Below are 22,078 nucleotides of genomic sequence, written 5' to 3'. Positions count from 1 at the left end.
CGGTCCGCGAGTTTGTGACCGCGACGTGACGCCGGAACCGGCAGGCTGGTCGGATGCGGGTGCTGGTGGTGGAGGACCAGGTCGAGCTGGCCGACTCGATCGGGCGGGTGCTGCGGCGCGAGGGCATGGCGGTGGACGTGGTCTACGACGGCGGCGAGGCGCTCGAGCACACGACGGTGACCGGCTACGACGTGATCGTGCTGGACCGGGACATTCCGGTGGTGCACGGCGACGACGTCTGCAAACAGGCGCAGGGCGGTCCGGCTCGGGTGCTGATGCTGACCGCGTCCGGCACTGTCGCCGATCGGGTCGAGGGTCTCAACCTCGGCGCCGACGACTACCTGCCAAAACCTTTCGCGTACGCGGAACTGATCGCCCGCGTCCGGGCCATCGGCCGGCGCTCCCAGCCCGCCCTGCCGACCGTGCTCGCACACGACGACCTGGAGCTGGACCCGGCCCGGCGGGTGGCCACCCGGGGCGGCGTCCGGCTGCCGCTGACCCCCAAGGAGTTCGCCGTGCTGGAATACCTGCTGACCGCGCGGCCGCGGGCGGTGCCGGCCGAGGAACTGCTGGACCGGGTCTGGGACGAGGCCGCCGACCCGTTCACCACCACGGTCAAGGCGACCATCAACCGGCTGCGCGGCAAGCTCGGCGACCCGCCGCTGATCGAGACCGTGCCGCGCAGCGGCTACCGGATCTGAGGCCGCCGTGCGACTGCCCACCGGAGTCCGCGCGCGGCTCACCCTGCTGCTCGGCGTGCTGTTCATCGCGAGCGGCGCGGTCCTGCTGACGATCACCTATCTGCTGGTCGCGAACGCTCGGCAGCGGTTCCTGTTCCGCACGCACCAGAGCGGAGCCGGCCCGATGCCCGTGCCGACCGAGCTCGATGACGTCACCCGGCGGATGACTGAGGAGGCGCAGCGGATGCGCGCCGCCGACCTCCAGGAGATGTTCAGCTGGTCGCTGGTCGCGCTCGCGATCATGGCGGTGCTGACCGTGCTGCTCAGCTGGGTGCTGGCCGGCCGGATCCTGCGCCCGCTCCGCACGATGATCACTTCGATCCAGCGGATCTCGGCCCGCAACGTGCACGACCGGCTCGCCGCCACCGGTCCGCGGGACGAGCTGCGCGACCTCTCGGACACCGTCGACGGCCTGCTCCAGCGGCTCGAGACCGCCCTCGACGCGCACAAACGCTTCGTTGCCAACGCCGCCCACGAGTTGCGCACCCCGCTCACCGTGGAACACGCGCTGATCGAGGAGATGCTCACCGACCGCACCGCGACCCTGCCGCAGTACCGCGCCCTCTTCGAGCGCCTCCTCGACCTGCGCCGGCAGCAGGCTGCCATGCTGGAGTCGCTGCTCACCCTGGCCGGCAGCGAACGCTGCCTGGACCACCGCGAGCACGTCGACCTGGCCGCGATCACCGAGCGCACCCTGACCGCCTACCGGTCCGCCGCGAGGTCCGCCGGCGTCCGTCTGGACACCAGCATCGACCCGGCCTGGACCACCGGCGATCCGGCCCTGGTCGAGCGCCTGGTGGCCAACCTGGTGGACAACGCGGTCGGCTACAACGTCCCGGGCGGCAAGATCAAAATAACCACGGGGGTACGCACGGGCAGCGCCGTGCTCCGGGTCGAGAACACCGGCGCGGACATCCCACCGGACCGGGTGGCCGACCTGTTCGAACCGTTCCAGCGGCTGGACCGCACCGCCGGCCGGGAGGGTCACCACGGCCTCGGCCTGTCCATCGTGCGGGCCATCGCCGCTGCCCACGACGCCACGGTCGAGGCCGACCCCAGGCCCGGCGGCGGGCTGGTGATGACCGCGACGTTCGGGATCTCCGCTGGTGCGGCGCGGCTTGAGCCCGCCGCACCAGCGCATTGATCACCGGGAACGTACCGGCTCAGCCGGCACCGGCACCTCAGCCGGGGTGCGCCGCAGCGCCATCGCCGCCGCACCGAACCCGCCGATCAGCAACACCGGTCCGACCACGCCGAGCGGCCCGATCCCCAGCAGCAGGAACGCGGCCATCCCGGCCACCACCAGCGCCGGCACCCACCACCGCAGCACCCGCTCGACCCCCGCGGAGATCGCCACCGCGACCAGCCCGACCAGCGCCAGCGCCATCCCGGGCAGCGCCCAACCGGCCGTGAACAGCACGTACCCGCCCATGATCTCGCTGAGCCGGTCAGCGTCGGCGGCGCCCAGCACCTGCCGGTTGGCCAGGTCGACGTAGTCGCCCACCATCAGGCCGCTGAAGTTCAGCAGCCCCAGCACGGTCACCCCGGCGATCACCCGGGTCACCCGGCCGGCGCGTCCGGCGATCGCCAGCACCGCGGGCACGAACAGCACCCACGCCAGGTGCAGGAAGAACCCGCTCGCCTGGGTCAGCCCCGGGTGGCCCACGATGTCGTCGCCCGGCGGCACGGTCGCCATCCCCACCGCGAACGACACCGGCGCGGCCACCAGGCAGACGAGGCCGAACCGGCGCCGGAGAGCGCCGAAGGTGTCCGGCTCGGCGGTCCGGTCCGGGCCACCGGCGAGCAACTGCTTGGCGGCGATCCCGTACGCGACCACGAGTACCACCGGCCCGGTCAGGCTCAGCGGCACCGGTGAGATCGCGAACAGCAGGTAGAGCACCGTGCCGGCGAGAACCGCACCGGCCACCCACCAGCTGATCACCCGGGCCCGGGCCGCGGCCAGCGGGGTGACGATCAGCGACAGCGCCCAGCCAGCGAGGCCCGGCACCTGCCAGCCCCAGGTGGCCCAGCCCAGCTCGCCGAACTGGTCGTCGACCGCGGTGAGTTGCGCGTCGGTGAGCCCGTGCTGCTCGCGGGCCAGCAGCGCGAAGTCCACGGCCATCAGCGCCGCGAAGGTGGCCAGCCCGATCATCACCGACACCCAGGCGACCGCGGCCAGCACCGCGCCCCGCTTGCGCACCGGGCCGAGCAGCCCGAGCAGGCCGGGCACGAACAGCACCCAGGCCCAGTGCAGCAGCAACGAGTGCCACTGTGTCGCGTCCGGGTGCGCCCGGTAGATCCCGTACCCCTGGTCATCCCCGAGCGCCGGGTCCACGCCGGTCGCGATCGCCAGGGCGATCGGGGCCAGCACCAGACTCGCCGCGGCAGCCTTACGCCACATCGAAAGTCCCTCCTCAAAGCCGTGGTTGGCATCCGGTCCGGGACGCTACGAACCGGCGGCGCTGCGGTAACCCGCATCCGGGCGGAACCCGGGTCCGCCTCGAGGCGGACGGGAGTGTCATCCCGCAGACGGGTTCGGCGAAGGCCGGTCACGCCGTACCGTCGGCGGGTGATGCGGGAACGGCTCGGGCTGGTACGCCCGATCGACGTGGCGGTGGCCGCCGGCTTCGCCGCGTTCGGGCTGGCCGAGGAGTTTCTGATCCGGATGCCCGGCGCCTGGTGGCCATACCTGCTGGCGCTGTTCTCGGCGCTGATCGTGGTGCGCCGGGTGATCCCGCTGATCGGGATGGTGCCGCACGTGATCGGCCCGATGAACGCGTTCTACACCGAGGCGTGGGTCGGCCCGGAAAAGACGGTCAACTTCCGGTTGTGGCAGATGGTGGCCATGATGATCGCGGCGTACACGGTGGGCCGGCACGTGCCCCCGCTCGGCGGCGACCGCCGGTGGCGCGGCCTGGCCGGCGCGGCGCTGGTCCTGGTCACCGCGGTGATGTATCTCTCCGCCGACCCGACCGACCCGATGGCCGCGCTGTTCTTTCCGGCCGCGCCGTACAGCCTCGGGGTCGCGCTGGCCGTGCAGGCCCGGCGCACCGCCGAGGCGGCGGCCGAGCGGGCCGCGATCCGCGAACGGCTGGCCCGCGAGGCGGTCATGGAGGAGCGGGTCCGGATCGCCCGCGAGCTGCACGACATGGTGGCGCACAGCGTGACCGTCATGGTGATCCAGGCGGGTGCGGTCCGGCGCCGGCTCGCGGCCGGGATGCCGGTCGACGCCGAGCTGCTGACCAGCATCGAGGAGTCGGGCCGGGACGCGGTCGGCGAGCTGCGGCGCACTCTCGGGCTGCTGCGCGGCGAGGGCTCCGACGCCAGCCAGCCGCCGGTCGGCCTGGACCGGCTGGACGAGCTGATCGGGCAGGTCCGCGACGCCGGGCTGGACGTGTCGGTGCGTCGCGAGGGCGAGCCGGTCACGGTGCCGCCGGCGGTCGACCTGTCGGCCTACCGAATCGTCCAGGAGGCGCTCACCAACGTGCTCAAGCACGCCCGCCCGGCGCGGGCCGAGGTGGAGGTCGCGTTCCGGCCGGACGGCCTGCACCTGGCGGTCACCAACGACGGCCCGCCGGCCGCGGTTCCGACCGCCGGCCCGGGCACCGGCGGCGGCCAGGGCCTGATCGGGATGCGCGAGCGGGCCGCCCTGTTCGGCGGCGACCTGACCGCGGCGCCGCGGGCCGAAGGCGGCTTCGCGGTCCGCTGCCGCCTCCCCCTGCCGGCGGGAGCGATCCGATGACCTGTCTCGTCGGCGGGGCCGGCCGGTGAGCATCAGCGTCGTCATCGCGGACGACCAGCGGATGGTTCGGGCCGGCCTGCGGATGGTGATCGAGACCGAGCCGGACATGACGGTGGTCGGCGAGGCCGGTGACGGGGCCGAGGCGGTGGCGCTGGCCCGCCGGGTGCGTCCGGACGTCGTGCTGATGGACATCGCGATGCCGCGGCAGGACGGCCTGTCCGCGACCAGCACCCTGCTGGCCGGTCCGCACCCGCCACGGATCATCGTGCTCACCACGTTCGACACCGACGAAAACCTGTATCGCGCGCTGCGCGCCGGTGCCAGCGGCTTCCTGCTCAAGGTGTCGTCGCCGGAACACCTGATCGCCGCGATCCGGGTGGTGGCCGGCGGCGAGGCGCTGCTCGACCCGGCGGTGACCACCCGGGTGATCTCGGCGTTCACGGCGCAGCCCGGGCCGCGGCCACCCACCGAGATACCCGCTCTCACCCCACGGGAGGCCGAGGTGCTGCGGCTGGTGGCGCGCGGCATGTCGAACGCCGAGATCGCCGCCGCGCTCGTCGTCGGTGAGGCCACGGTCAAGACCCATGTGGCCCGGGTACTGATGAAACTCGGCCTCCGCGACCGGGTGCAGGCCGTCGTCTTCGCCTACGAATCCGGCCTGATCCGAGCCGGTTTTCCAGACTCCGGAACTTGACGGCCAGCCTGGCCGGCGTCGTGGCTTTGGCCGCCGCCCTGGTCGTGCCCACGACCCCGCGGGCAGCACCGCCAGGGCTGACGTAATCCCTATTGCCTACTCTATGCAATAGCTAAAGCCCCTCATATGCTGGCGTTGTGCGGGCCGCCTCGGCCCGGTGCGGCGTCGGGAGGCGGCATGGAAACGCAGGCGATGCACATCGCCAACGGGATCGTGAACGGGCCGGTTTCGGCGATCTTCGTGGTCGTTGTGGTGGTGGCGCTGGCCTACTGCGTGCGGCGGGCCCGGGTCGACCTCGACGATCGGCTCGCGCCGATGGCCGGGCTGGTGGCCGCGTTCATCTTCGCGGTGCAGATGCTCAACTTCCCGGTGCTGCCGGGCGTCTCCGGGCATTTGCTCGGCGGCGCGCTCGCGGTGGTCCTGGTCGGCCCCTGGGTGGGCGCGCTCTGCATCGCCACCGTGCTGTTCGTGCAGTGTCTGCTCTTCGCGGACGGCGGGCTCACCGCGCTCGGACTCAACATCTTCAACATGGCGCTACTCGGCGTCGCCGTCGCCTATCTGGTGGTGGTCGGCCTGCTCAGGGTGCTGCCCAAGACGGCGTACGGGGTCGGCGTCACCGCGTTCATCGCCTCCGTGGTCAGCGTGGTGGTCGCGTCGCTGGGCTTCGTGCTCCAGTACGCGCTCGGCGGCACCACCGAGCTGTCCCTGTCGACGATCGCCGCGGCCATGGCCGGCGTGCACACGCTCATCGGCATCGGCGAGGGCCTGATCGCCGCGATCACCGTGGCGACCGTGGCGCGGGTGCGGCCCGACCTGGTCTACGCACTGCGCAGGTTCCGCACCCCGGCCAAGGTTGGAGCGTACGCGTGAAGAAGAAGTGGTTCCTCCTGGCCGGCCTGCTGGTCTCGCTCCTGCTCGCCGGCGTGGTCAGCAGCTTCGCCTCGTCGAGCCCGGACGGACTGGACGCCACCGCCCGCGACGGCTGCACCTTCAACGCCGACGACGAGATCACCGGCGGCACCTGCATGCTTCAGCAGGAGCAGGAACATCAACTCGGCGACAGCCCGCTGGCCGACTACGGCATCCGCGGCATCGACAACGAGTTCCTCTCCACTGCCGTTGCGGGGGTGACCGGCGTGCTGATCACCTTCGCGGTCGGCGGCGGCCTGTTCTGGCTGGCCCGCCGGCGCGAAAAGGAAGACGCCTAGGGTGGGCGCCGGCCACGCGCATCCGCTCCACCTGGACCGGGACAGCGTGGTGCACCGCCTCGCGCCCGAGGTGAAGATCGTCGCGACGGTGCTGTTCACGATCGTCGTGGTGCTCACCCCGCGCACCGAGTTCGCGGCCTTCGCCGGATACGCCGGGCTGCTCGCCGTCGTGGCGGTGCTGGCCCGCGTGCCGGCCTGGTGGCTGCTCAAGCGGGCCACCATCGAGCTGCCGTTCGTGCTGCTCGCGGTGGTCCTGCCGTTCGCCGGGCCGGGCGAGCGGGTCGACTGGCTCGGCATGTCGCTCTCGATCGACGGCCTGTACGGCGGGTGGAACATCGTCGCCAAGGGCACCCTGGGCGTGCTGGCCTCGCTGCTGCTGGCCGCCACCACCACGATGCGCGACCTGATCCTGGGCCTGGACCGGCTACGCTGCCCGGCTGTGTTCACCCAGATCGCGACGTTCATGCTGCGCTATCTCGACGTGCTCGCCGACGACGCCCGCCGGATGCGGATCGCCCGGCTGTCCCGCGGCTACGACCCGCGCTTCCTGTGGCAGGTCAGGGCGTTCGCGGTCGGCGTCGGCGCGCTGTTCCTGCGCACCTACGAGCGCGGCGAGCGGGTCTATCTGGCCATGGTCTCCCGCGGCTACTCCGGCCGGCTGCCGCAGCTCACCGAGCATCGGGCACCGGCACACGAGTGGGTGGCGGCCGCGCTGCTGCCGGTGGCGTCGACCGGGATCGCGCTGGCGGCGGTGCTGTCGTGACGCCGTCGCTGCGCGTGGCCGGCCTGCATTACGCGTACCCGGACGGCAGTGTTGCTCTTGACGGTGTTGATCTCACCGTGCACCCGGGCGAACGCGTCGCGCTGCTCGGGCCGAACGGAGCCGGCAAGACCACGCTCGTGCTGCACCTGAACGGCATCCTGCACGACGGCGCCGGCAGCGTCGAGATCACCGGCGTCCGGGTCGATCCGGCCGACCGCGCCCGGCTGGCCGACATCAGGCGCCGGGTCGGCCTCGTCTTCCAGGACCCGGACGACCAGCTGTTCATGCCCACGGTGGCCGAGGACGTCGCCTTCGGCCCAGCCAACCTCGGCCTGCGCGGCCCCGAACTGAACCAGCGCGTCGACGAGGCACTGGCCGCGGTGGGCATGTCCGAGTTCCGCGACCGCGCCCCGCACCACCTGTCGTTCGGCCAGCGGCGCCGGGTGGCGGTGGCGACCGTGCTGGCCATGCGCCCCGAGATCCTGGTGCTCGACGAGCCGTCGTCCAACCTCGACCCGGCCAGCCGCCGCGAACTCGCCGAAATCCTCGAGTCGCTCCCCATCACGATCCTGATGGTGACCCACGATCTCCCGTACGCACTCCAGCTGTGCCCCCGCGCGGTGATCCTCGACCGGGGCCGCATCGCCGCCGACGGCCCGACGCCCGACCTGCTGGCCGACACCGACCTGCTGCACCGGCACCGGCTGGAGCTGCCGTTCGGTTTCGCCCCGACCCGCTGAGGTCCGCAGGATCAGGAGTTCAGATGCCGACGGCCCGCGGGCAGGCGGGCCGTCATGTCAATCGACTTCGGCACCCTTCACGATCCCGAGGAACGAGCGACAACGTGGAGTACGTCCAGAACGGCGTTCGACCTCACTGATGTGAGGGAGATCACGCCGTCTGGCCAGTGGCTCCGGCTTTTCGAAGTGTCGACCCTGCCCACTTAAGACTTACTTAAGGTCGATTCGCAAGTGGATAGCGGCCAGCCACCCTGCAGGACGTGTTGTCCCTGGTGTACGTACATCCCGCGCGGTTCGCTCAGCGATGTGACAAATATCATCGTCGATCGGCGCCGGATGTTTGATCCCGCCCAGATGGACGGTGCGTACCCAGCGGCATGAGCAGAGTCAGAGCCGGCCCGGCCGGTCGTAACCAGGCGTTCGTAGTAGCAGCGACGGTTTCGCGGGCAGGCGGGCCGTCATGTCAATCGACTTCGGCACCCTTCACGGTCCCACCAGGAGACAGCATGGCTAAAAAGCCCAAGAGCATCGAACAACAGCCGAGGCAGCCAGCGAGCAATCACGACGGTCATGTGGGAGTCATCAAGACGGCCCTCGGCGTGGCAGGTGGCTCAGCGGTCGGCCTCGGGGGCATCTTGACCGCGGCGGGTCCGGACTCCATGGACACCTCCACCGCATTGGTGGTCGCGATCATCGTCTTTGGCGTGATCATGGTCGGCGCACTTGCCGTTGCGGGCGCGTACGCGCTTCGACGGCCCTAGATGACCTTGCTGCGGGCGGGCTGGTTCAACATGGCTCGCCCGCACAGGCCGACAGTCATTGAGGTTCTTCGCAGCCGCGGGCGGCGTGGATGGGTCGGCGACGGGAATCTCACACGGACCCAGCCAGCAGGCCCGCGGGTGCGAACCCGTGCCGAGAGAGTCACGGCACGGAAGGACATCCACCATGACGGTCAACCCGACGACGACGCGGGGACGCCACGGCTCCCGGCGCCGGCGGGCGGCGGCCGCGCTCGGGGTGAGCGCGCTGCTTGCCGGCTCGGTGTACTGCCTCGGCCCCGGGGCTGCCACCGCGTCGAGTCACCGGGAGGCGCCGCTGATCGCGGCGGACCCGGCGGTCGACAACACCGACCTGTACGCCTTCGTCAGCCCCGAGCGGCCCGACTACGTCACGTTCATCGCCAACTGGCAGCCGTTCTCCGAGCCCAACGGCGGCCCCAACTTCTACCCGTTCGCGACCGACGCGACGTACAACATCAAGGTCGACAACGACGGCGACGCCAAGCCGGACGCCGAGTTCCGCTGGTCGTTCAAGAGCATCGACAAGCGGGGCAACAACACGTTCCTCTACAACAACGGTCCGGTCACCTCGCTCGACGACGACAACCTGCTGTTCCGGCAGACCTACACGCTCGAGTCGCGGTTCAACGGCGAGTCCTGGAAGACCCGGGCCCAGGGTGCGCCGGTCGCGCCGTCCCGGGTCGGTCAGGCGTCCATGCCGGACTACGGCAAGCTGCGCCAGCAGGCGACCCGGCAGCTGCCCGGCGGCTGGAAGGTCTTCGCGGGCCAGGCCGACGACCCGTTCTTCCTCGACCTGCGGGTGTTCAACCTGCTGTACGCCGGTGACCTGAGCGAGACCGGTCAGGACACGCTGGCCGGCTACAACGTCAACACCATCGCGCTGCAGGTCCCGTTCAAGGACGTGGCTCTGCGGGGCGACGCCAAGCGCAACCCGGTGATCGGACTGTGGACCACCACCGAGCGTCCCCGGCTGCGGGCCGCCGACGGCACGTCGTCCGGCGGCCGGGTGCAGGTTTCCCGCCTGGGCAACCCGCTGGTCAACGAGGTGGTCCTACCGGCTGGGCTGAAGGACACCTTCAACTCGCTGTCGCCGGACAAGGACGCCGGCATCCCGGCCGTGGTCAAGCGGGTCACCAATCCGGAACTGCCGAAACTGATCCAGGCGATCTACAACATTCCGGCGCCGGCCGAGCCACGCAACGACCTGGTCGAGATCTTCCTGACCGGCATCACCACCAAGGCGAACGGGCCGATCAAGGCCGACCTCAACTCGCAGCTCAACAACGCGGACGTGCAGGCCAACCGGTTCCGCCCGTCCGAGATGCTGCGACTGAACCTGTCGGTGCCGGTGGCCGGGCAACCCAACCGGCTCGGCGTGCTCGGCGGTGATCTCCAGGGCTTCCCCAACGGCCGGCGGCTCACCGACGACGCGGTCGACATCGAACTCCAGGCCGTGGTGGGCGCCGCGCAGACCGGCAAGCTGGTCGACGCGCTCGCGGCCGGCGACAAGGTGGACGCCAACGACCAGCAGTTCGGCGACCGGTTCCCGTACGTGGCCCTGCCCAACGGGGTCGCCGTGAACACGGCCGGCGGTGGCAGCGGTGCGCCGGCAGCCCCCGCCGCTCCGCAACAGCAGCAGCAACAGCCGGGCCCGGCGGATGCCGGTGTTCCGGACACGGATCAGTCCCCGGTCGGCAGCATCACCGGCATCTCGATGGCCGACCAGGGCGAGAGCTGGACGACCAAGCCGGTGGCGTACGCGACCGGAGCCAGCACCATCGGCGCGCTGATCCTCGCGTTCGGTCTCTGGACGTTCCTGCGTCGCCGCCGCCGGCCCGCCGCGGTCGTCGCGCCGCCGCGGCCGTACCAGGACCCCGACACCACCCAGCGGCTGTAACCGGACCGGGTGGGTGCGCCCTCAGCGGCGCACCCACCCCCTTGTTGGAGGACCCACCCATGCGCCGTACGCTCATCCGCCTCAGCCTGCTGGCCCTGCTCGCGGTCGCCGTGCTGGTGACCGCCGGGGTACTGGCCCGCCCGCGCACCACCCCCGACTCCGCGGCCGCCGCGGCCCGGCCCGCCGACCCGCTGACCACCCGGATCGCCCGCACCCAGCAGCGCCTCCGCGAGGTTCCCGGCGACTGGTCGGCGTGGGCCACGCTCGGCGGCGCCTACCTGGAGCGGGCCCGGGTCACCGCCGACCCGGAGCTGTACCCGCAGGCCGAACAGGCCGCGAACCGCTCGCTGTCGGTGCGCCGGGACGGCAACGGCGACGCGCTCGTGGTGCTCGGCGCGCTGGCCAACGCCCGGCACGACTTCGCCGGCGCCCGCGACCGGGCCCGCGCCGCGCTGCGGGTGGACCCGGCGGACGCCGATGCGTACGGCGTCCTGGCCGACGCCCTCACCCAGCTGGGCGACGCCGCCGGCGCAACCGGCGCGGTGCAGCGGATGCTGGACCTGCGCCCCGGCCTGGCCGCCTATGCCCGGGCCTCCTACGACCTGGAACTCCGCGGCCGGCTCGACCAGGCCACCGGCCTGATGACGCGGGCGCTGACCGACGCGCTCGACCCGCACGACGTAGCTTTCTGCCGGGCCCAGCTGGGTGATCTGGCTTTCGGCCGCGGCGAGCTCCAAACTGCCCAGACCGAGTACGCTGCGGCGCTCGCCGCCGACCCGTCATCGGTCGCGGCCCGGCGCGGCCAGGCCCGGGTGTCCGCGGCCCGCGGCGACCTGAGCACCGCGATCACCGGGTACGCCGACCTGACCGCCCGCCTGCCCGGCCCGTCCTACCTGCTGGAGTACGCCGAACTGCTGCGCGTGGCCGGCCGCCACTCCGAGGCCGACCAGCAGCTCGCGCTGGCCACCGCGGCCCACCAGCTGTTCACCGCGAACGGCGGCACCGACGGCCTGGCCACCGCCGCGCTGGCGCTGGCACAGGGCAAACCGGCCGACGCGGTCACCGCGGCCCGAGCCGAGTGGTCCCGCCGCAAGCACCCCGACGTGGCCGACACCCTGGCCTGGTCACTGCACGCGGCCGGCCGGGACAAAGAGGCTTTGCCGTACGCGGAACGCACCTCCACCGGCCCGGCCGGCTACGCGTTCCACCGCGGCGCCATCCACCTGAGCCTCGGCCGGACCGACCAGGCGCGCACCGAGTTCGCCCGCGCGCTGGCCGTCAACCCGTACTTCTCGCTCACCGACGGCCCCACCGCCCGCCGCGCCCTAGCCGCCCTCGGAGGCCCCCGATGACCATCCGCCGGATCGCCGTCCTGGCGGCCGCCGCAGCGATAGGTGTGCTGGCCCTGCCGGCCGGTCCCGCGCAGGCCCACCCGCTGGGCAACTTCTCGGTCAACACCTACACCGGCCTGACCCTGCGCACCGACCGCATCGACGTGCTGGCCGCCGTCGACTTCGCCGAGATACCCACCTTGCAGGCGAAACCCCAGGTGGAAGCGGACGGGGTGGCCGGGTATGCGACCGCGGAGTGCACCCGTCTGGCCGGCGCGCTCACCGTCGACGGTCTGATCTGGACGGTCACCGAGCCCACGTACCAGCTCACGCCAGGCTCGGCCGGCCTGCCGACCAGCCGTCTGGGGTGCCGGCTGAGTGCACCCGCCCAGCTCACCGAGCCGTTGACCGTACGCGTCCAGAACGCCTACCGGTCCGGAAGCATCGGCTGGCGCGAGATGACCGCCAAGGGTGCCGGCGTACGCATCGAGGAGTCCACGGTCCCCGCGGAGAGCATCAGCGACGAACTCCGTACCTATCCCCGCGACCCGCTGACCTCCCCACCGGACGTGCGCGAAGCCACCATCCGCACCGGCGGCGAGGGCGTCACCAGCTCCGTAGCGACCAATCAGGCCGCACCCACGGCGCCCGGTCCCGGTTGGCTGGCCGCCGCCCAGCGCCAGGTGGAATCGGCCCTGGGCGGCAAGCTGACACCCGTCGTGGTCACCCTGGCGTTCCTGCTGGCCATCCTGCTGGGCGCCGGCCACGCGGCCCTGCCCGGCCACGGAAAGACGGTGATGGCCGCCTACTTCGCCGGCCGCCGCGGCCGAGTCCGCGACGCCCTCACGGTCGGCGGAACGGTGACCTTGGCCCACACGGGCGGCGTGCTGCTAGTCGGCTTGCTGCTGAGCACCTCGACGGCCCTGGTCGGCGAACGCCTGCTGGCCTGGCTGGGCGTAGCCTCCGGCGTCCTGGTGGTAGCGGTCGGCGTCGGAATGCTGGTGTCGGCCTTGCGAAGCCGGCGCTCCCCCGCCCACGCCCACGGGCACGGGCACGGTTCGCACCACCACCACGGCTTGTTCGGCCACCACCACGGCCACACGCACGACGATCACCACACCCACGACGGCCCGCACCACCACAGCGACTCAGCCCACGGCCACCCCCACACCCACGGTCACGACGGGAACTCAGGTGGGCGGCCGGGCGGGCGGCTCGGGCTGGCCGGGATCGGTCTGGCCGGTGGGCTGGTGCCGAGCCCGTCGGCGCTAGTGGTGCTGCTGGGCGCGATCGGCCTGGGCCGCGCCGGTTTGGGCGTGCTGCTGGTACTCGCGTACGGCATCGGCATGGCCGGCACGCTGACCGCGGTGGGCCTCCTGCTGGTCGTGGCCCAGCGCCGGCTGGGCCACCTGATCTCCCGCGGCGGCACCACCGCCCGGGTCAGCGGCCTACTGGCCCGGCTCGGCGGCCGGATCTCGGCAAGCGCGCCGACCGCCACCGCCGCCCTGGTCGTCCTGGTCGGACTCGGCATGGGGGTGCGAGCCGTCGCCTGACCAGGACCAACACTGCCGGCTCACCCCCGTGGCCGGCACGGCTGGCCCTCCCGGCCGCAAAGCCGGGAGGGCCAAGCTGCCGAAGAACGAAGCCGGCCCCACCCGAGTCGCCTCGAATCGCGCCGACACCCCGCCGCCAAGCCCCGATCTTGTCGAGTCGTTAACCTTGGCGGGCCATGGCGAATCCGATCTCCCGCATCGCTCCCCTGCCGGCCGTCACGGCGGGGCTGTTGGCGACCGTGGTGGGCGTCACCAGTTCGGCGGCGATCGTGTTCAGTGCGGCCCGGGCCGCCGGGGCCGATGACGCGGTGCTCGCCTCCTGGATGCTCGCGCTCGGCGTCGGCATGGGGCTGACCTGCATCGGGTTGTCGCTGCGCTTCCGGGCGCCGGTCGTCACCGCCTGGTCTACGCCGGGGGCCGCGCTGCTCGCCACGGGGCTGGACGGGATGTCGCTGCGGGAGGCCACCGGCGCGTTTCTGATCTCGGCGGCGCTGATCACGCTGAGCGGGGTCACCGGGTGGTTCGCGCGGATCATGGATCGGGTTCCGTTGCCGCTGGCCGCGGCGCTGCTCGGTGGTGTGCTCGTGCAGTTCGGGATCGGCGCGTTCGGGTCGATGGAGGGTGACTTCGCGCTGGTGTTCGCGATGTTCGCCACGTACCTCCTCGGTCGTTGGATTTTGCCCCGCTATGCCGTGCTGGCCGCACTCACTGCGGGGGTCGCGGCGGCCGCCCTCGAGGGGCAGCTCCGGGCGGTTGAGTTCGCCTGGGCCGCGCCGGTCTTCACGATGCCCGCGTTCTCCTGGCAGGCCGCGATCGGGGTCGGTGTGCCGCTGTTCATCGTCACCATGGCCTCGCAGAACCTGCCGGGCGTCGCGGTGCTGCGCAACGACGGCTACCGGGTGCCGGTGTCGCCGCTGATCGGCTGGACCGGGGCCACCAACCTCGTGCTGGCGCCGTTCGGGGCGTTCGGGCTCAACCTGGCGGCGATCACCGCGGCCATCTGCACCGGACCGCAGGCGCACCCGGATCCGCGGCGCCGCTACCTGGCCGGGGTCTGGGCCGGCGTCTTCTATCTGGTGGTCGGCGCGCTCGGCGCGACCGTGGGCTCGCTGCTGGCCGCGCTGCCGGCGGCGCTGATCCTGGGCATCGCGGGCATCGGGCTGCTCGGCACCATCGGCAGCTCACTCACCTCGGCGCTGTCCGACGACCGCTGGCGGGAGGCGGCCGTGGTCACCTTCCTGGCCACCGCGTCGGGGCTGAAGCTGCTCGGGATCGGCTCCGCATTCTGGGGCCTGCTCGCCGGCCTGCTCACGGCGCTGGCCACCGGCGCATTCAAGAAGGCCGGCGCATTCAAGGCCGGCGCCGAACAGCAGCGCGCGCCCGCCCCGGAGGACGAGCGCGCGCCGGAGGATCGGACGGCTCAGCGGCCGTAGCGGCTCTTCAGGTGCCGCCACCAGTCGCGGAACATCCACTTGTCGAACTCGGTGATCTGGCTGGCGCTGCCGGCCTTCATGATGAAGCCCTGACCGGGGGTCGGGTCCCAGTCGTAGAAGTCGTCCAGGCCGTAGGTGTGCCCGAGTTCATGCAGGAAGATATGGATGTTCTCGGAGTTCACCGCGCCCATGAAGTATTCGCGGCCCATCCGCTGGCCCCAGTCGCCGCCGGCACCGCCGCCGAAGCCGTCGGTCAGCCACAGCGAGTGGTCGTAGTGCCGGGCCACCCCACCGGGGCAGTTCGGGTAGTTGCCGCTCTGGTTGAAGAAGCGGCCGCACGGCTCACTGCACTGCGGCGCGTTCTCCCGGATGTTGTTGACGTAGATGTCGACCGAGGTGTCGGTCCACTCGAGCTGGGCCCGGTCCCGGACCGCCCAGCCGACCACCTTCACCGGCACCTGCTTGTACGGCCAGTTGTTCCAGCCCTGGCCGTTGTCCAGCATCGCGTCCATCCACTTCTGGTACTGCTTCTGCAGCGCGGCGTGGATGGAGTCCCGCTGGGCGGCGGTCACCCGGGCACTGGAGTCCCAGCGCACGCAGTAGTTGATGCTGCCGTTGTTGGCGAACAGCTGGTCCCAGCCGTAGTTGCGGAACGCGTACAGGTTGCCGTTGTTGTAGGTCGACTCCTGGTGCGACCAGACCTGAGCCAGCGGGGAGACCAGGTTGGACGGCGGGCTCCACGGCTCACCGGTCGGCTGGGTGGTGGGCTGCGTCGTCGGCGGCGTGGTCGGTGCGGTCGTCGGCGCCGTGGTGGGAGCGGTGGTGGGCGTCGTGGTGGGAGTCGTGGTCGGGCCGGTGGTGGGCGCGACCGAGCCCGTGCAGGTGGTGCCGTTCAGCTGGAACGTGGCCGGCACCGGGTTGGAGCTGGTCCAGGCGCCGTTGAAGCCCAGGCTGGTGCTGCCGTTGGTGCCGAGCGCGGCGTTCCAGCTCGCGTTGCTGGCGGTCACGCCCTGGCCGGACTGGGTCCAGGTGGCGTTCCAGCCCTGGGTCACGCTCTGCCCGGCGACCGGGAAGCTGAAGGTCAGCCGCCAGCCGTTGAGCGCGTCACCGAGGTTGACGACGGTGACCGAGGCGCCGAAGCCCCCGGTCCACTGATTGGTGACCGCGTAGGTGACACGGCATCCGGTAGCCGCGTAGGCCGGCTTCAGCATGACCACGAGCGAGGACACGGCCAGGAGTGCGGCGCCTAACCAGGCGACACGACGTTTCATCGATTTTTCTCCATCCGGAGGGGAAAACGCAGGCAGAAGGAGCAGCCGAGACAGCCGCCGATAATTCGCCCTCGAGGAAACGCGTGACACCGTTTTCCCGGCCACAGGCTACGTCCACCATCAATGACCGTCAATCGAGCTGATCACGTACGCCGGCCAGCTCGCGCGACTGCACAGCCGACGCACCAGCCCGGGCCGCCTCGCGCAGGCACTCGGTGAGACCGGCGCCGCGCAGCCGGGCAGCCAGGAAACCAGCGAAAAACGCATCGCCCGCGCCGTTGGTGTCGACCACCTCGTCGACCGGTTCGGCCGGCACCCGCACCAGGTCACCACCCCGCTCCAGGGCGACCGCGCCGTCCGCACCGTACGTGCAGACGGCCAACCGCGCCCCGGCCGCCACCCGCGCCCGCAGGAACCCCTCCGGGTCGGCCAGCCGGTCGGCACTGACGAAGATGTGGTCGGCGCCGGCGAAGTCCCGGTGGTAGTCGCTCACCCCGTCGTAGTCGTGCAGATCGCACCAGACCTCCCGGCCGGCCGCGCGGGCCCGGCCCAGGATCGGCCGGGCGTACGAGGCGAGATCCACCACGACCGCGGCTGCCTCGGCGATCGCGTCGTCGGACACCGCGAGCGGCTCGACCGGATCCGCCTTGTTCAATTGGATGGACAACCGCCGCCCGCACCCGTCCATCAGGTTGCAGTGCTGCTCCGAGCCGGTGCGACTCGGCACCGCCCGCACCTCGATGCCCGGCCGGTCGAGCGCCGCGGCGATCTGCCGGCCCGCGTCGTCGTCGCCGAACGCGGTGGCGAGCGTGACCGGCACGTCGAGCCGGGACAGGTTGAGCGCCTTGCCGGCCGAGGTGCCGCCGAGCGTCTCGTACCGGCTCCGGGCGTAGATCGAATGCGGCCGTGGCTCCGGGAACTCGTCGACGTGCACGACGAGGCACCAGAGGACCGGACCGGCGATGAGAACGGGCTGCATTTCGCCATCCTGCCCGCCGTACAGTCACGACATGCGCTACCAGCACAGCGTCCTGATCGAGGCGCCGGTCGACCGGGTCTGGCAGTTGACCACGGACGTCGCCGCCTGGCCCACGTTCATGCCGACCATGCAGAGCGTCGAGCGGCTCGACCCGGGACCGCTGCGGGTGGGCAGCACCGCACGGATCAAGCAGCCGGCCCAGAGCGCGGCCGTCTGGACCGTGACCCGCCTGGTGGACCGGCAGGAGTTCGCCTGGGAGACGCACCGGATGGGCCTGCGGATGATCGGCAGCCACCGGCTCGAGCCGGTCGACGGCGGCACCCGCAACACGCTCGGCATCGAGGTCATCGGCCGGGGCGCCGGGTTGTTCGGCGCGATTCTCGGTCCCGCTCTGCGGCGGGCCATCCAGCAGGAGAACGCGGCGTTCCAGCGCACCGCCTGAATCGACGGGGCCAATCGACAGGGCGCGATACCGTCCGTGCGTGCGGATTGATCGACTGACGTCAGCGGCGGTACTGGTCATCCTGGTCGCGGCCGGCGTCGGCGCCTGGCTGCTGACCGGGGCCGGCGGCGACGCCGAGCGGCGTCAGGTCACGGTCGCCGGGGTGCCGCTCGACGAGGTGCACCCGCCGGCCGGCGGGCGCCGGCCGGGCGTGGTGGTGGCGCACGGCTTCGCCGGCTCGGCCAAGCTGATGGCCCAGTTCGGCGACTCGCTGGCGGCCCGCGGGTACGTGGTCGTGCTGCTCGACTTCTCGGGGCACGGCGCGAACACCCGGCCGCTGCCGGACAGCATCGCGAACACCGACGACTCGACGGCGGCGCTGCAGCGTGACCTGGACGTCGCGGTCGGCCGTCTGCGCGGCCTGCCGGACGTCGACCCGGCCCGGATCGCGCTGGTCGGGCACTCGATGGGCGCCTCAGCGGTGACCCGCTACGCGGTGGCGCACCCGGACATCACCGCGACCGTCGCGATCTCGCTGCCCAGCGCGTCGGCCCTGGCAGACGACCGTCCGTCCCGGCTGCTGATGCTGGTGGGTGCCCTGGAGTTCCCCGGCTTCCACGCCGAGGCCGAGCGCGCCGCGCAGCTCGGCGGTCCGGACCGGTCGCTGGTCACGGTGCCTGCGGTCGAGCACATTTCGATCCTGTACGCGCAGCGCACGCACCGCGAAACCGTCGAGTGGCTGGACCGGAGCTTCGGGATGCCGGCCGCCGACGGGTCGGTGCCGTCGCCGGTCCGCCGGCTGTCCGGGTCGGGGTTCCTGCTGCTGGCGCTGGTGGTGGGCCTGTACCCGGTGGGACGGCTGGTGCTCGGTGGCACGGTGCCGGCCGGGCCGCGGCCGGGCTGGGGCCGGCTCGGGCGCACCGTCGTGCTGGCGGGCGCGGCCACCGTGGTGGCGGCCCTGACCGCGGTGGTGCTGCCGACCAACCGGCTGCCGCTGGCCGTCGCCAACTACGTGATCGGGTACACCGCAGTGGCCGGCGCGCTCCTGGTCGCGTACGGCAAATGGTTTGGATCCGGGGTGACCACGACGGCGCTGAGCCGGCGCCGGCTCGCGCTCGCCACCCCGCTGCTGGTCCTGTACGCGGCGGTGACCATCGCGGTGCCGGTGCACCTGGGGCTGACCAACGCCGTGCCGGTGAGCGCGCGATGGTGGCTGTTACCGCTGGTCTGGGCCGGTTTCGCGGTGCTCGCCCTGGGCGCCGAGAAGGTCACCGGCGGCAGCTTCGCGGGCGTGCTGGCGGTGTACGCGGTGGCCGTCGTGGTGCTGACCGCGGCGGCGGTCGCCGGCCTCACCCACGGCTTCATCATGCTGGTGGTGCCGCTGCTCGCGGTGCTGCTGCTGTGGCAGGCGGTCTGGAGTGCGGTGCTGCACCGGCTCGCGGCGCCGACCTGGCTGATCGCGACGGTCGGCGCACTCATCGTGGCCTGGCCGATCGTCTGCACCCTGCCCGTTTCGTCCGCTCGGTAACGGTAACCGGGCGCTTCCGTGCGCCCGGCGACCGTATACCGCCCCCGTTACGGATACACCATCGCGGATGCCGCTGGTCCGAGCGCTTGTGGAATTCTTGTGACGCGACGGCCGAGGGGCGATGGGGGCCAATTGATCGAGTTTCGGTTGCTCGGGCCGACCGAGGTGTGGGCGAACGGACGACGCGTCGACGCGGGTCAGCCGCAGCAGCGGGCGGTGCTGGCCGGGCTGCTCGCCGACGCCGGCCGGTCGGTGCCGGTGGACACGCTGATCGACCGGGTCTGGGGGCAGGACCCGCCACGCGGCGCCCGGCCGTCGCTGCAGGCGCACATCACCCGCATCCGGCAGATGCTGGAACAGGCCGGCGAGCCGGGCCGGCCGCCGGTCCCGCTGGTCTTCGCGGCCGGCTGCTACCTGCTCGACGTCGACCCGGGCCAGGTCGACCTGCACCGGTTCCGGCTGCTGGCCGCGCAGGCCCGCGCCCCGCAGTGCCCCGACGAGCTGCGCGTCGACCTGCTGCGGCAGGCGGTCGAGCTGTGGCGCGGCGAGCCGCTGGCCGGGCTGCGCGGCCCGTGGATGGCTCAGTCCCGGCTGGCCTGGCAGCGCGAATACCTGGCCGCCGCGGTGGACTGGGGCGACGCCGAGCTCAAGGTCGGCAACCCGGGTGCAGCCATCACCCTGCTCAGCGACCTGACCGCCGAGCATCCGCTGACCGAGTCGCTGGCCGTGGTGCTGATGCGGGCGCTGGCCGCCGCAGGACGCCCGGCCGAGGCACTCACCCACTACGAGTCGATCCGCCAGCACCTGGTGGCCGAGCTGGGCACCGACCCGAGCGCCGAGCTGCAGGCCGCGTACCGGTCGATACTGCAGGGCACCGAGCCGGCGGCCGAGCCCCGGCCGGCCGAGGCCGCGCCCGCCCAGTTGCCGGCCGACGTGTCCGGCTTCACCGGGCGTACCGAACATCTCGACCAGCTGGACGCCCGTCTGCGGGAGACCTCGACGGTGGCCATCGTCACCGTCGCCGGCATGGCCGGGGTCGGCAAGACCGCGCTCGCGCTGCACTGGGCGCACCGGGTGGCCGACCAGTTCCCGGACGGCCAGCTGTACGTGAACCTGCGCGGCTTCGACCCGGCGGGCCGGGTGATGGACCCGGCCGACGCGGTCCGCGGCTTCCTGGACGCGCTCGGCGTCGCGCCCGGCCGCATCCCGGCCACGCTGGACGGCCAGGCCGCGCTCTACCGCAGCCAGCTGGCCGGCAAGCGCATCCTGGTGGTGCTCGACAACGCCCGGGACGCCGAGCAGGTGCGTCCGCTGCTGCCGGCCACCGCCGGGGCGGTCGCCGTGGTGACCTCGCGCAACCAGCTCACCGCCCTGCTCGCGGTGGAGGGCGCCCGGCCGGTGCCGCTCGACGTGCTGCCCGAGGAGGAGGCCCGCGACCTGCTGCGCCGCCGCCTCGGCGCGGACCGCACGGACGCCGAACCGGGCGCGGTCGCGGACATCATCGCGGCCTGCGCGCGCCTGCCGATCGCGCTGGCGATCACCGCGGCCCGGGCGCTGCAGAACAGCTTCCCGCTGGCCGCCCTGGCCGCCGAGCTGCACGAGACGGGTGCCCGCCTCGACGCCCTGGACACCGGAGATCCAGGTGCGCAGGTACGCGCGGTGTTCGCCTGCTCGTATGCCGCGCTCAGCCCCGCGACCGCCCGGCTGTTCCGCCTGCTCGGCCTGCACCCCGGCCCCGACGTCTCGGTCGCGGCCGCGGCCGCCCTCGCCGGCCTGCCCACCGCACCGGCCCGCCGGCTGCTGGCCGAACTGACCCACGCCAACCTGCTGCTGGAACGCGCGCCCGGCCGCTACGTGTGCCACGACCTGCTGCGCACCTACGCCGCCGACCTCACCGAGACGCACGACCCGGACGCCGTCCGCCGCGCGGCCACGGTCCGCCTGCTCGACCACTACGCGCACTCCGCGTACGCGGCCGACCGGGTGCTCTACCCCGTCCGCGAACCGATCGAGATCCCGCTCGGCGACCCGGCCGCGGACAGCCACCCCTTCGCAGACCACCGGGCCGCGATGGACTGGCTGACCGCCGAGCACCCGGTGCTGCTGGCCGCGGCCAAACACGCGGCGGACAACGGCTTCGACACGTACGCCTGGCAGTTGGCCTGGGCCATCGACACGTTCCTGTTCCGCCGTGGCCACTGGTACGACCGGGTGGCGATCTGGTCGAACGCCGAGCGCTCCGCCGACCGCCTGGACAACCTGAACGCCCGCGCGCTGGCCTACCGCGAGGTGGCCCGCAGCAACATCGACATCGGCCGCCCCGCCGAAGCCCGCCCCCACCTGCACCGGGCGCTGGAACTGTGCGTGCAGAGCGGCAACCGCGCCGGCCAGGCCAACGTGCACAACAACCTGGCCTACCTGAACGCCCGCGAACAGGACTACCAGCAGGCCCTGGCCCACACGAGGGAGGCGCTGGCCCTGTACGAGGCGGCCGGCAACCTGCGCGGCCAGGCGATCGCCCTGAGCGGCCTGGGCTGGTACAACGACATGCTGGGCGAATACGAAGAGGCCATCGTCTATTGCCGCCAGGCCCTGGAACTCCAGGCCCAGGTGGGCGACCGCCGCGGCGAGGCCGACGTCTGGGACAGCCTGGGCTACGCCCATCATCACCTGGGCAGGTATGCCGAGGCGGCGGAGTGCTACGAGCACGCCCTGGAGGTGGTACGCGAAATCGGCGACCGCCACGCCGAGGCCGAGATCCTGGTCCACCTGGGCGACACCCACCAGGCGTCGGGCCACCCGAACGACGCCCGAACGGCGTGGACAGCCGCGGTAACAATCCTCGGCGAACTGGAACACACCGACGTAGACGAGATCACCGCCAAGCTGGCGGCGCTGCCGGCAGAGCCAGCGATGCGACTGCCCTCACAGCTGTGACACCACCCAGGCCGCGCGGA

The 22,078-nt window shown here is 72.3% G+C and carries 19 protein-coding genes; 16 read left to right on the top strand and 3 right to left on the bottom strand.

Annotated features, from left to right (window positions below):
- The first annotated feature begins 53 nt into the window (after positions 1-53).
- On the top strand, positions 54-701 hold the full coding sequence (locus Ari01nite_RS20400; protein ID WP_203782860.1) for a response regulator transcription factor: 648 nt from the start codon (positions 54-56) through the stop codon (positions 699-701).
- A gap of 7 nt (positions 702-708) precedes the next feature.
- Entirely contained in the window at positions 709-1,884 is a 1,176-nt protein-coding gene (locus Ari01nite_RS20395) for a sensor histidine kinase (RefSeq protein ID WP_203782859.1), read from the top strand.
- Here Ari01nite_RS20395 and Ari01nite_RS20390 read toward each other — a convergent pair whose 3' ends face one another.
- Positions 1,885-3,141, bottom strand: a complete 1,257-nt coding sequence (locus Ari01nite_RS20390; protein ID WP_203782858.1) for a hypothetical protein — start codon at positions 3,139-3,141, stop codon at positions 1,885-1,887.
- Between the two features lie 171 nt (positions 3,142-3,312).
- Between Ari01nite_RS20390 and Ari01nite_RS20385 the strand changes: the two genes are divergently transcribed.
- The 11 genes from Ari01nite_RS20385 to Ari01nite_RS20335 all read left to right on the top strand — a co-directional run bounded on the left by Ari01nite_RS20385 (position 3,313) and on the right by Ari01nite_RS20335 (position 14,901).
- Positions 3,313-4,482 (top strand): sensor histidine kinase, encoded by a 1,170-nt coding sequence (locus Ari01nite_RS20385; protein WP_239162875.1) that lies wholly within the window; start codon positions 3,313-3,315, stop codon positions 4,480-4,482.
- 61 nt (positions 4,483-4,543) lie between these two features.
- On the top strand, positions 4,544-5,176 hold the full coding sequence (locus tag Ari01nite_RS20380) for a response regulator (protein WP_239162874.1): 633 nt from the start codon (positions 4,544-4,546) through the stop codon (positions 5,174-5,176).
- A gap of 177 nt (positions 5,177-5,353) precedes the next feature.
- Positions 5,354-6,046 carry an energy-coupling factor ABC transporter permease gene (locus tag Ari01nite_RS20375; protein WP_203782855.1) on the top strand — a complete coding sequence of 231 codons (693 nt, stop codon included), beginning with the start codon at positions 5,354-5,356 and terminating at the stop codon, positions 6,044-6,046.
- Positions 6,043-6,384 carry a PDGLE domain-containing protein gene (locus Ari01nite_RS20370; protein ID WP_203782854.1) on the top strand — a complete coding sequence of 114 codons (342 nt, stop codon included), beginning with the start codon at positions 6,043-6,045 and terminating at the stop codon, positions 6,382-6,384. Before Ari01nite_RS20375 ends, Ari01nite_RS20370 begins: the two co-directional genes overlap by 4 nt.
- A gap of 1 nt (position 6,385) precedes the next feature.
- Entirely contained in the window at positions 6,386-7,147 is a 762-nt protein-coding gene (gene cbiQ, locus Ari01nite_RS20365) for a cobalt ECF transporter T component CbiQ (protein WP_203782853.1), read from the top strand.
- On the top strand, positions 7,144-7,887 hold the full coding sequence (locus Ari01nite_RS20360) for an energy-coupling factor ABC transporter ATP-binding protein (protein ID WP_203782852.1): 744 nt from the start codon (positions 7,144-7,146) through the stop codon (positions 7,885-7,887). The genes cbiQ and Ari01nite_RS20360 overlap by 4 nt, the downstream gene beginning before the upstream one ends.
- A gap of 506 nt (positions 7,888-8,393) precedes the next feature.
- The gene (locus Ari01nite_RS20355; RefSeq protein WP_203782851.1) at positions 8,394-8,648 is read left to right on the top strand and encodes a hypothetical protein; all 255 of its coding nucleotides are present in this window, start codon (positions 8,394-8,396) and stop codon (positions 8,646-8,648) included.
- Positions 8,649-8,832: 184 nt separating this feature from the next.
- Positions 8,833-10,584: a DUF4331 domain-containing protein gene (locus Ari01nite_RS20350; protein ID WP_203782850.1), complete on the top strand. Its 1,752-nt coding sequence runs from the start codon at positions 8,833-8,835 to the stop codon at positions 10,582-10,584.
- Positions 10,585-10,643: 59 nt separating this feature from the next.
- Positions 10,644-11,936 (top strand): tetratricopeptide repeat protein, encoded by a 1,293-nt coding sequence (locus tag Ari01nite_RS20345; protein ID WP_203782849.1) that lies wholly within the window; start codon positions 10,644-10,646, stop codon positions 11,934-11,936.
- Complete coding sequence (locus tag Ari01nite_RS20340; RefSeq protein WP_203782848.1) at positions 11,933-13,468, top strand: HoxN/HupN/NixA family nickel/cobalt transporter; 1,536 nt, start codon at positions 11,933-11,935, stop codon at positions 13,466-13,468. The genes Ari01nite_RS20345 and Ari01nite_RS20340 overlap by 4 nt, the downstream gene beginning before the upstream one ends.
- Positions 13,469-13,644: 176 nt before the next feature.
- Complete coding sequence (locus Ari01nite_RS20335; protein WP_203782847.1) at positions 13,645-14,901, top strand: benzoate/H(+) symporter BenE family transporter; 1,257 nt, start codon at positions 13,645-13,647, stop codon at positions 14,899-14,901.
- Here the strand turns inward: Ari01nite_RS20335 and Ari01nite_RS20330 are convergent.
- On the bottom strand, positions 14,889-16,172 hold the full coding sequence (locus Ari01nite_RS20330; RefSeq protein ID WP_203782846.1) for a cellulose-binding domain-containing protein: 1,284 nt from the start codon (positions 16,170-16,172) through the stop codon (positions 14,889-14,891). The genes Ari01nite_RS20335 and Ari01nite_RS20330 overlap by 13 nt on opposite strands.
- A gap of 130 nt (positions 16,173-16,302) precedes the next feature.
- Positions 16,303-17,151, bottom strand: coding sequence for a carbohydrate kinase family protein (locus tag Ari01nite_RS20325; RefSeq protein WP_203782845.1), 849 nt, complete (start codon positions 17,149-17,151; stop codon positions 16,303-16,305).
- Positions 17,152-17,182: 31 nt separating this feature from the next.
- On the opposite strand from Ari01nite_RS20325, the gene Ari01nite_RS20320 reads away from it, so the two are divergent.
- From Ari01nite_RS20320 to Ari01nite_RS20310, 3 genes are all read left to right on the top strand, one after another.
- Positions 17,183-17,593: an SRPBCC family protein gene (locus tag Ari01nite_RS20320; RefSeq protein WP_203782844.1), complete on the top strand. Its 411-nt coding sequence runs from the start codon at positions 17,183-17,185 to the stop codon at positions 17,591-17,593.
- 40 nt (positions 17,594-17,633) lie between these two features.
- A complete protein-coding gene (locus Ari01nite_RS20315; RefSeq protein ID WP_203782843.1) occupies positions 17,634-19,121 on the top strand; it encodes a dienelactone hydrolase family protein in 1,488 nt (495 codons plus the stop codon).
- 132 nt (positions 19,122-19,253) lie between these two features.
- The gene (locus tag Ari01nite_RS20310; protein ID WP_203782842.1) at positions 19,254-22,058 is read left to right on the top strand and encodes an AfsR/SARP family transcriptional regulator; all 2,805 of its coding nucleotides are present in this window, start codon (positions 19,254-19,256) and stop codon (positions 22,056-22,058) included.
- Positions 22,059-22,078 lie beyond the last annotated feature (20 nt).

Source organism: Paractinoplanes rishiriensis (genome assembly GCF_016862375.1).
GTDB classification, from domain to species: domain Bacteria; phylum Actinomycetota; class Actinomycetes; order Mycobacteriales; family Micromonosporaceae; genus Actinoplanes; species Actinoplanes rishiriensis.
The sequence above is the reverse complement of the archived record's forward strand: the minus strand, read 5'-3'. Positions and strand labels throughout refer to the sequence as shown.

Excerpts from the sequence above, each read along its gene's own strand:
- Ari01nite_RS20390 (WP_203782858.1), bottom strand. The coding sequence starts at position 3,141 with ATGTGGCGTAAGGCTGCCGCGGCGAGTCTGGTGCTGGCCCCGATCGCC.
- Ari01nite_RS20380 (WP_239162874.1), top strand. The coding sequence starts at position 4,544 with ATGGTTCGGGCCGGCCTGCGGATGGTGATCGAGACCGAGCCGGACATG.
- Ari01nite_RS20330 (WP_203782846.1), bottom strand. The coding sequence starts at position 16,172 with ATGAAACGTCGTGTCGCCTGGTTAGGCGCCGCACTCCTGGCCGTGTCC.
- Ari01nite_RS20335 (WP_203782847.1), top strand. The coding sequence starts at position 13,645 with ATGGCGAATCCGATCTCCCGCATCGCTCCCCTGCCGGCCGTCACGGCG.
- Ari01nite_RS20385 (WP_239162875.1), top strand. The coding sequence starts at position 3,313 with ATGCGGGAACGGCTCGGGCTGGTACGCCCGATCGACGTGGCGGTGGCC.
- Ari01nite_RS20355 (WP_203782851.1), top strand. The coding sequence starts at position 8,394 with ATGGCTAAAAAGCCCAAGAGCATCGAACAACAGCCGAGGCAGCCAGCG.
- Ari01nite_RS20325 (WP_203782845.1), bottom strand. The coding sequence starts at position 17,151 with ATGCAGCCCGTTCTCATCGCCGGTCCGGTCCTCTGGTGCCTCGTCGTG.
- Ari01nite_RS20320 (WP_203782844.1), top strand. The coding sequence starts at position 17,183 with ATGCGCTACCAGCACAGCGTCCTGATCGAGGCGCCGGTCGACCGGGTC.
- Ari01nite_RS20375 (WP_203782855.1), top strand. The coding sequence starts at position 5,354 with ATGGAAACGCAGGCGATGCACATCGCCAACGGGATCGTGAACGGGCCG.
- Ari01nite_RS20345 (WP_203782849.1), top strand. The coding sequence starts at position 10,644 with ATGCGCCGTACGCTCATCCGCCTCAGCCTGCTGGCCCTGCTCGCGGTC.
- Ari01nite_RS20400 (WP_203782860.1), top strand. The coding sequence starts at position 54 with ATGCGGGTGCTGGTGGTGGAGGACCAGGTCGAGCTGGCCGACTCGATC.
- Ari01nite_RS20340 (WP_203782848.1), top strand. The coding sequence starts at position 11,933 with ATGACCATCCGCCGGATCGCCGTCCTGGCGGCCGCCGCAGCGATAGGT.
- Ari01nite_RS20350 (WP_203782850.1), top strand. The coding sequence starts at position 8,833 with ATGACGGTCAACCCGACGACGACGCGGGGACGCCACGGCTCCCGGCGC.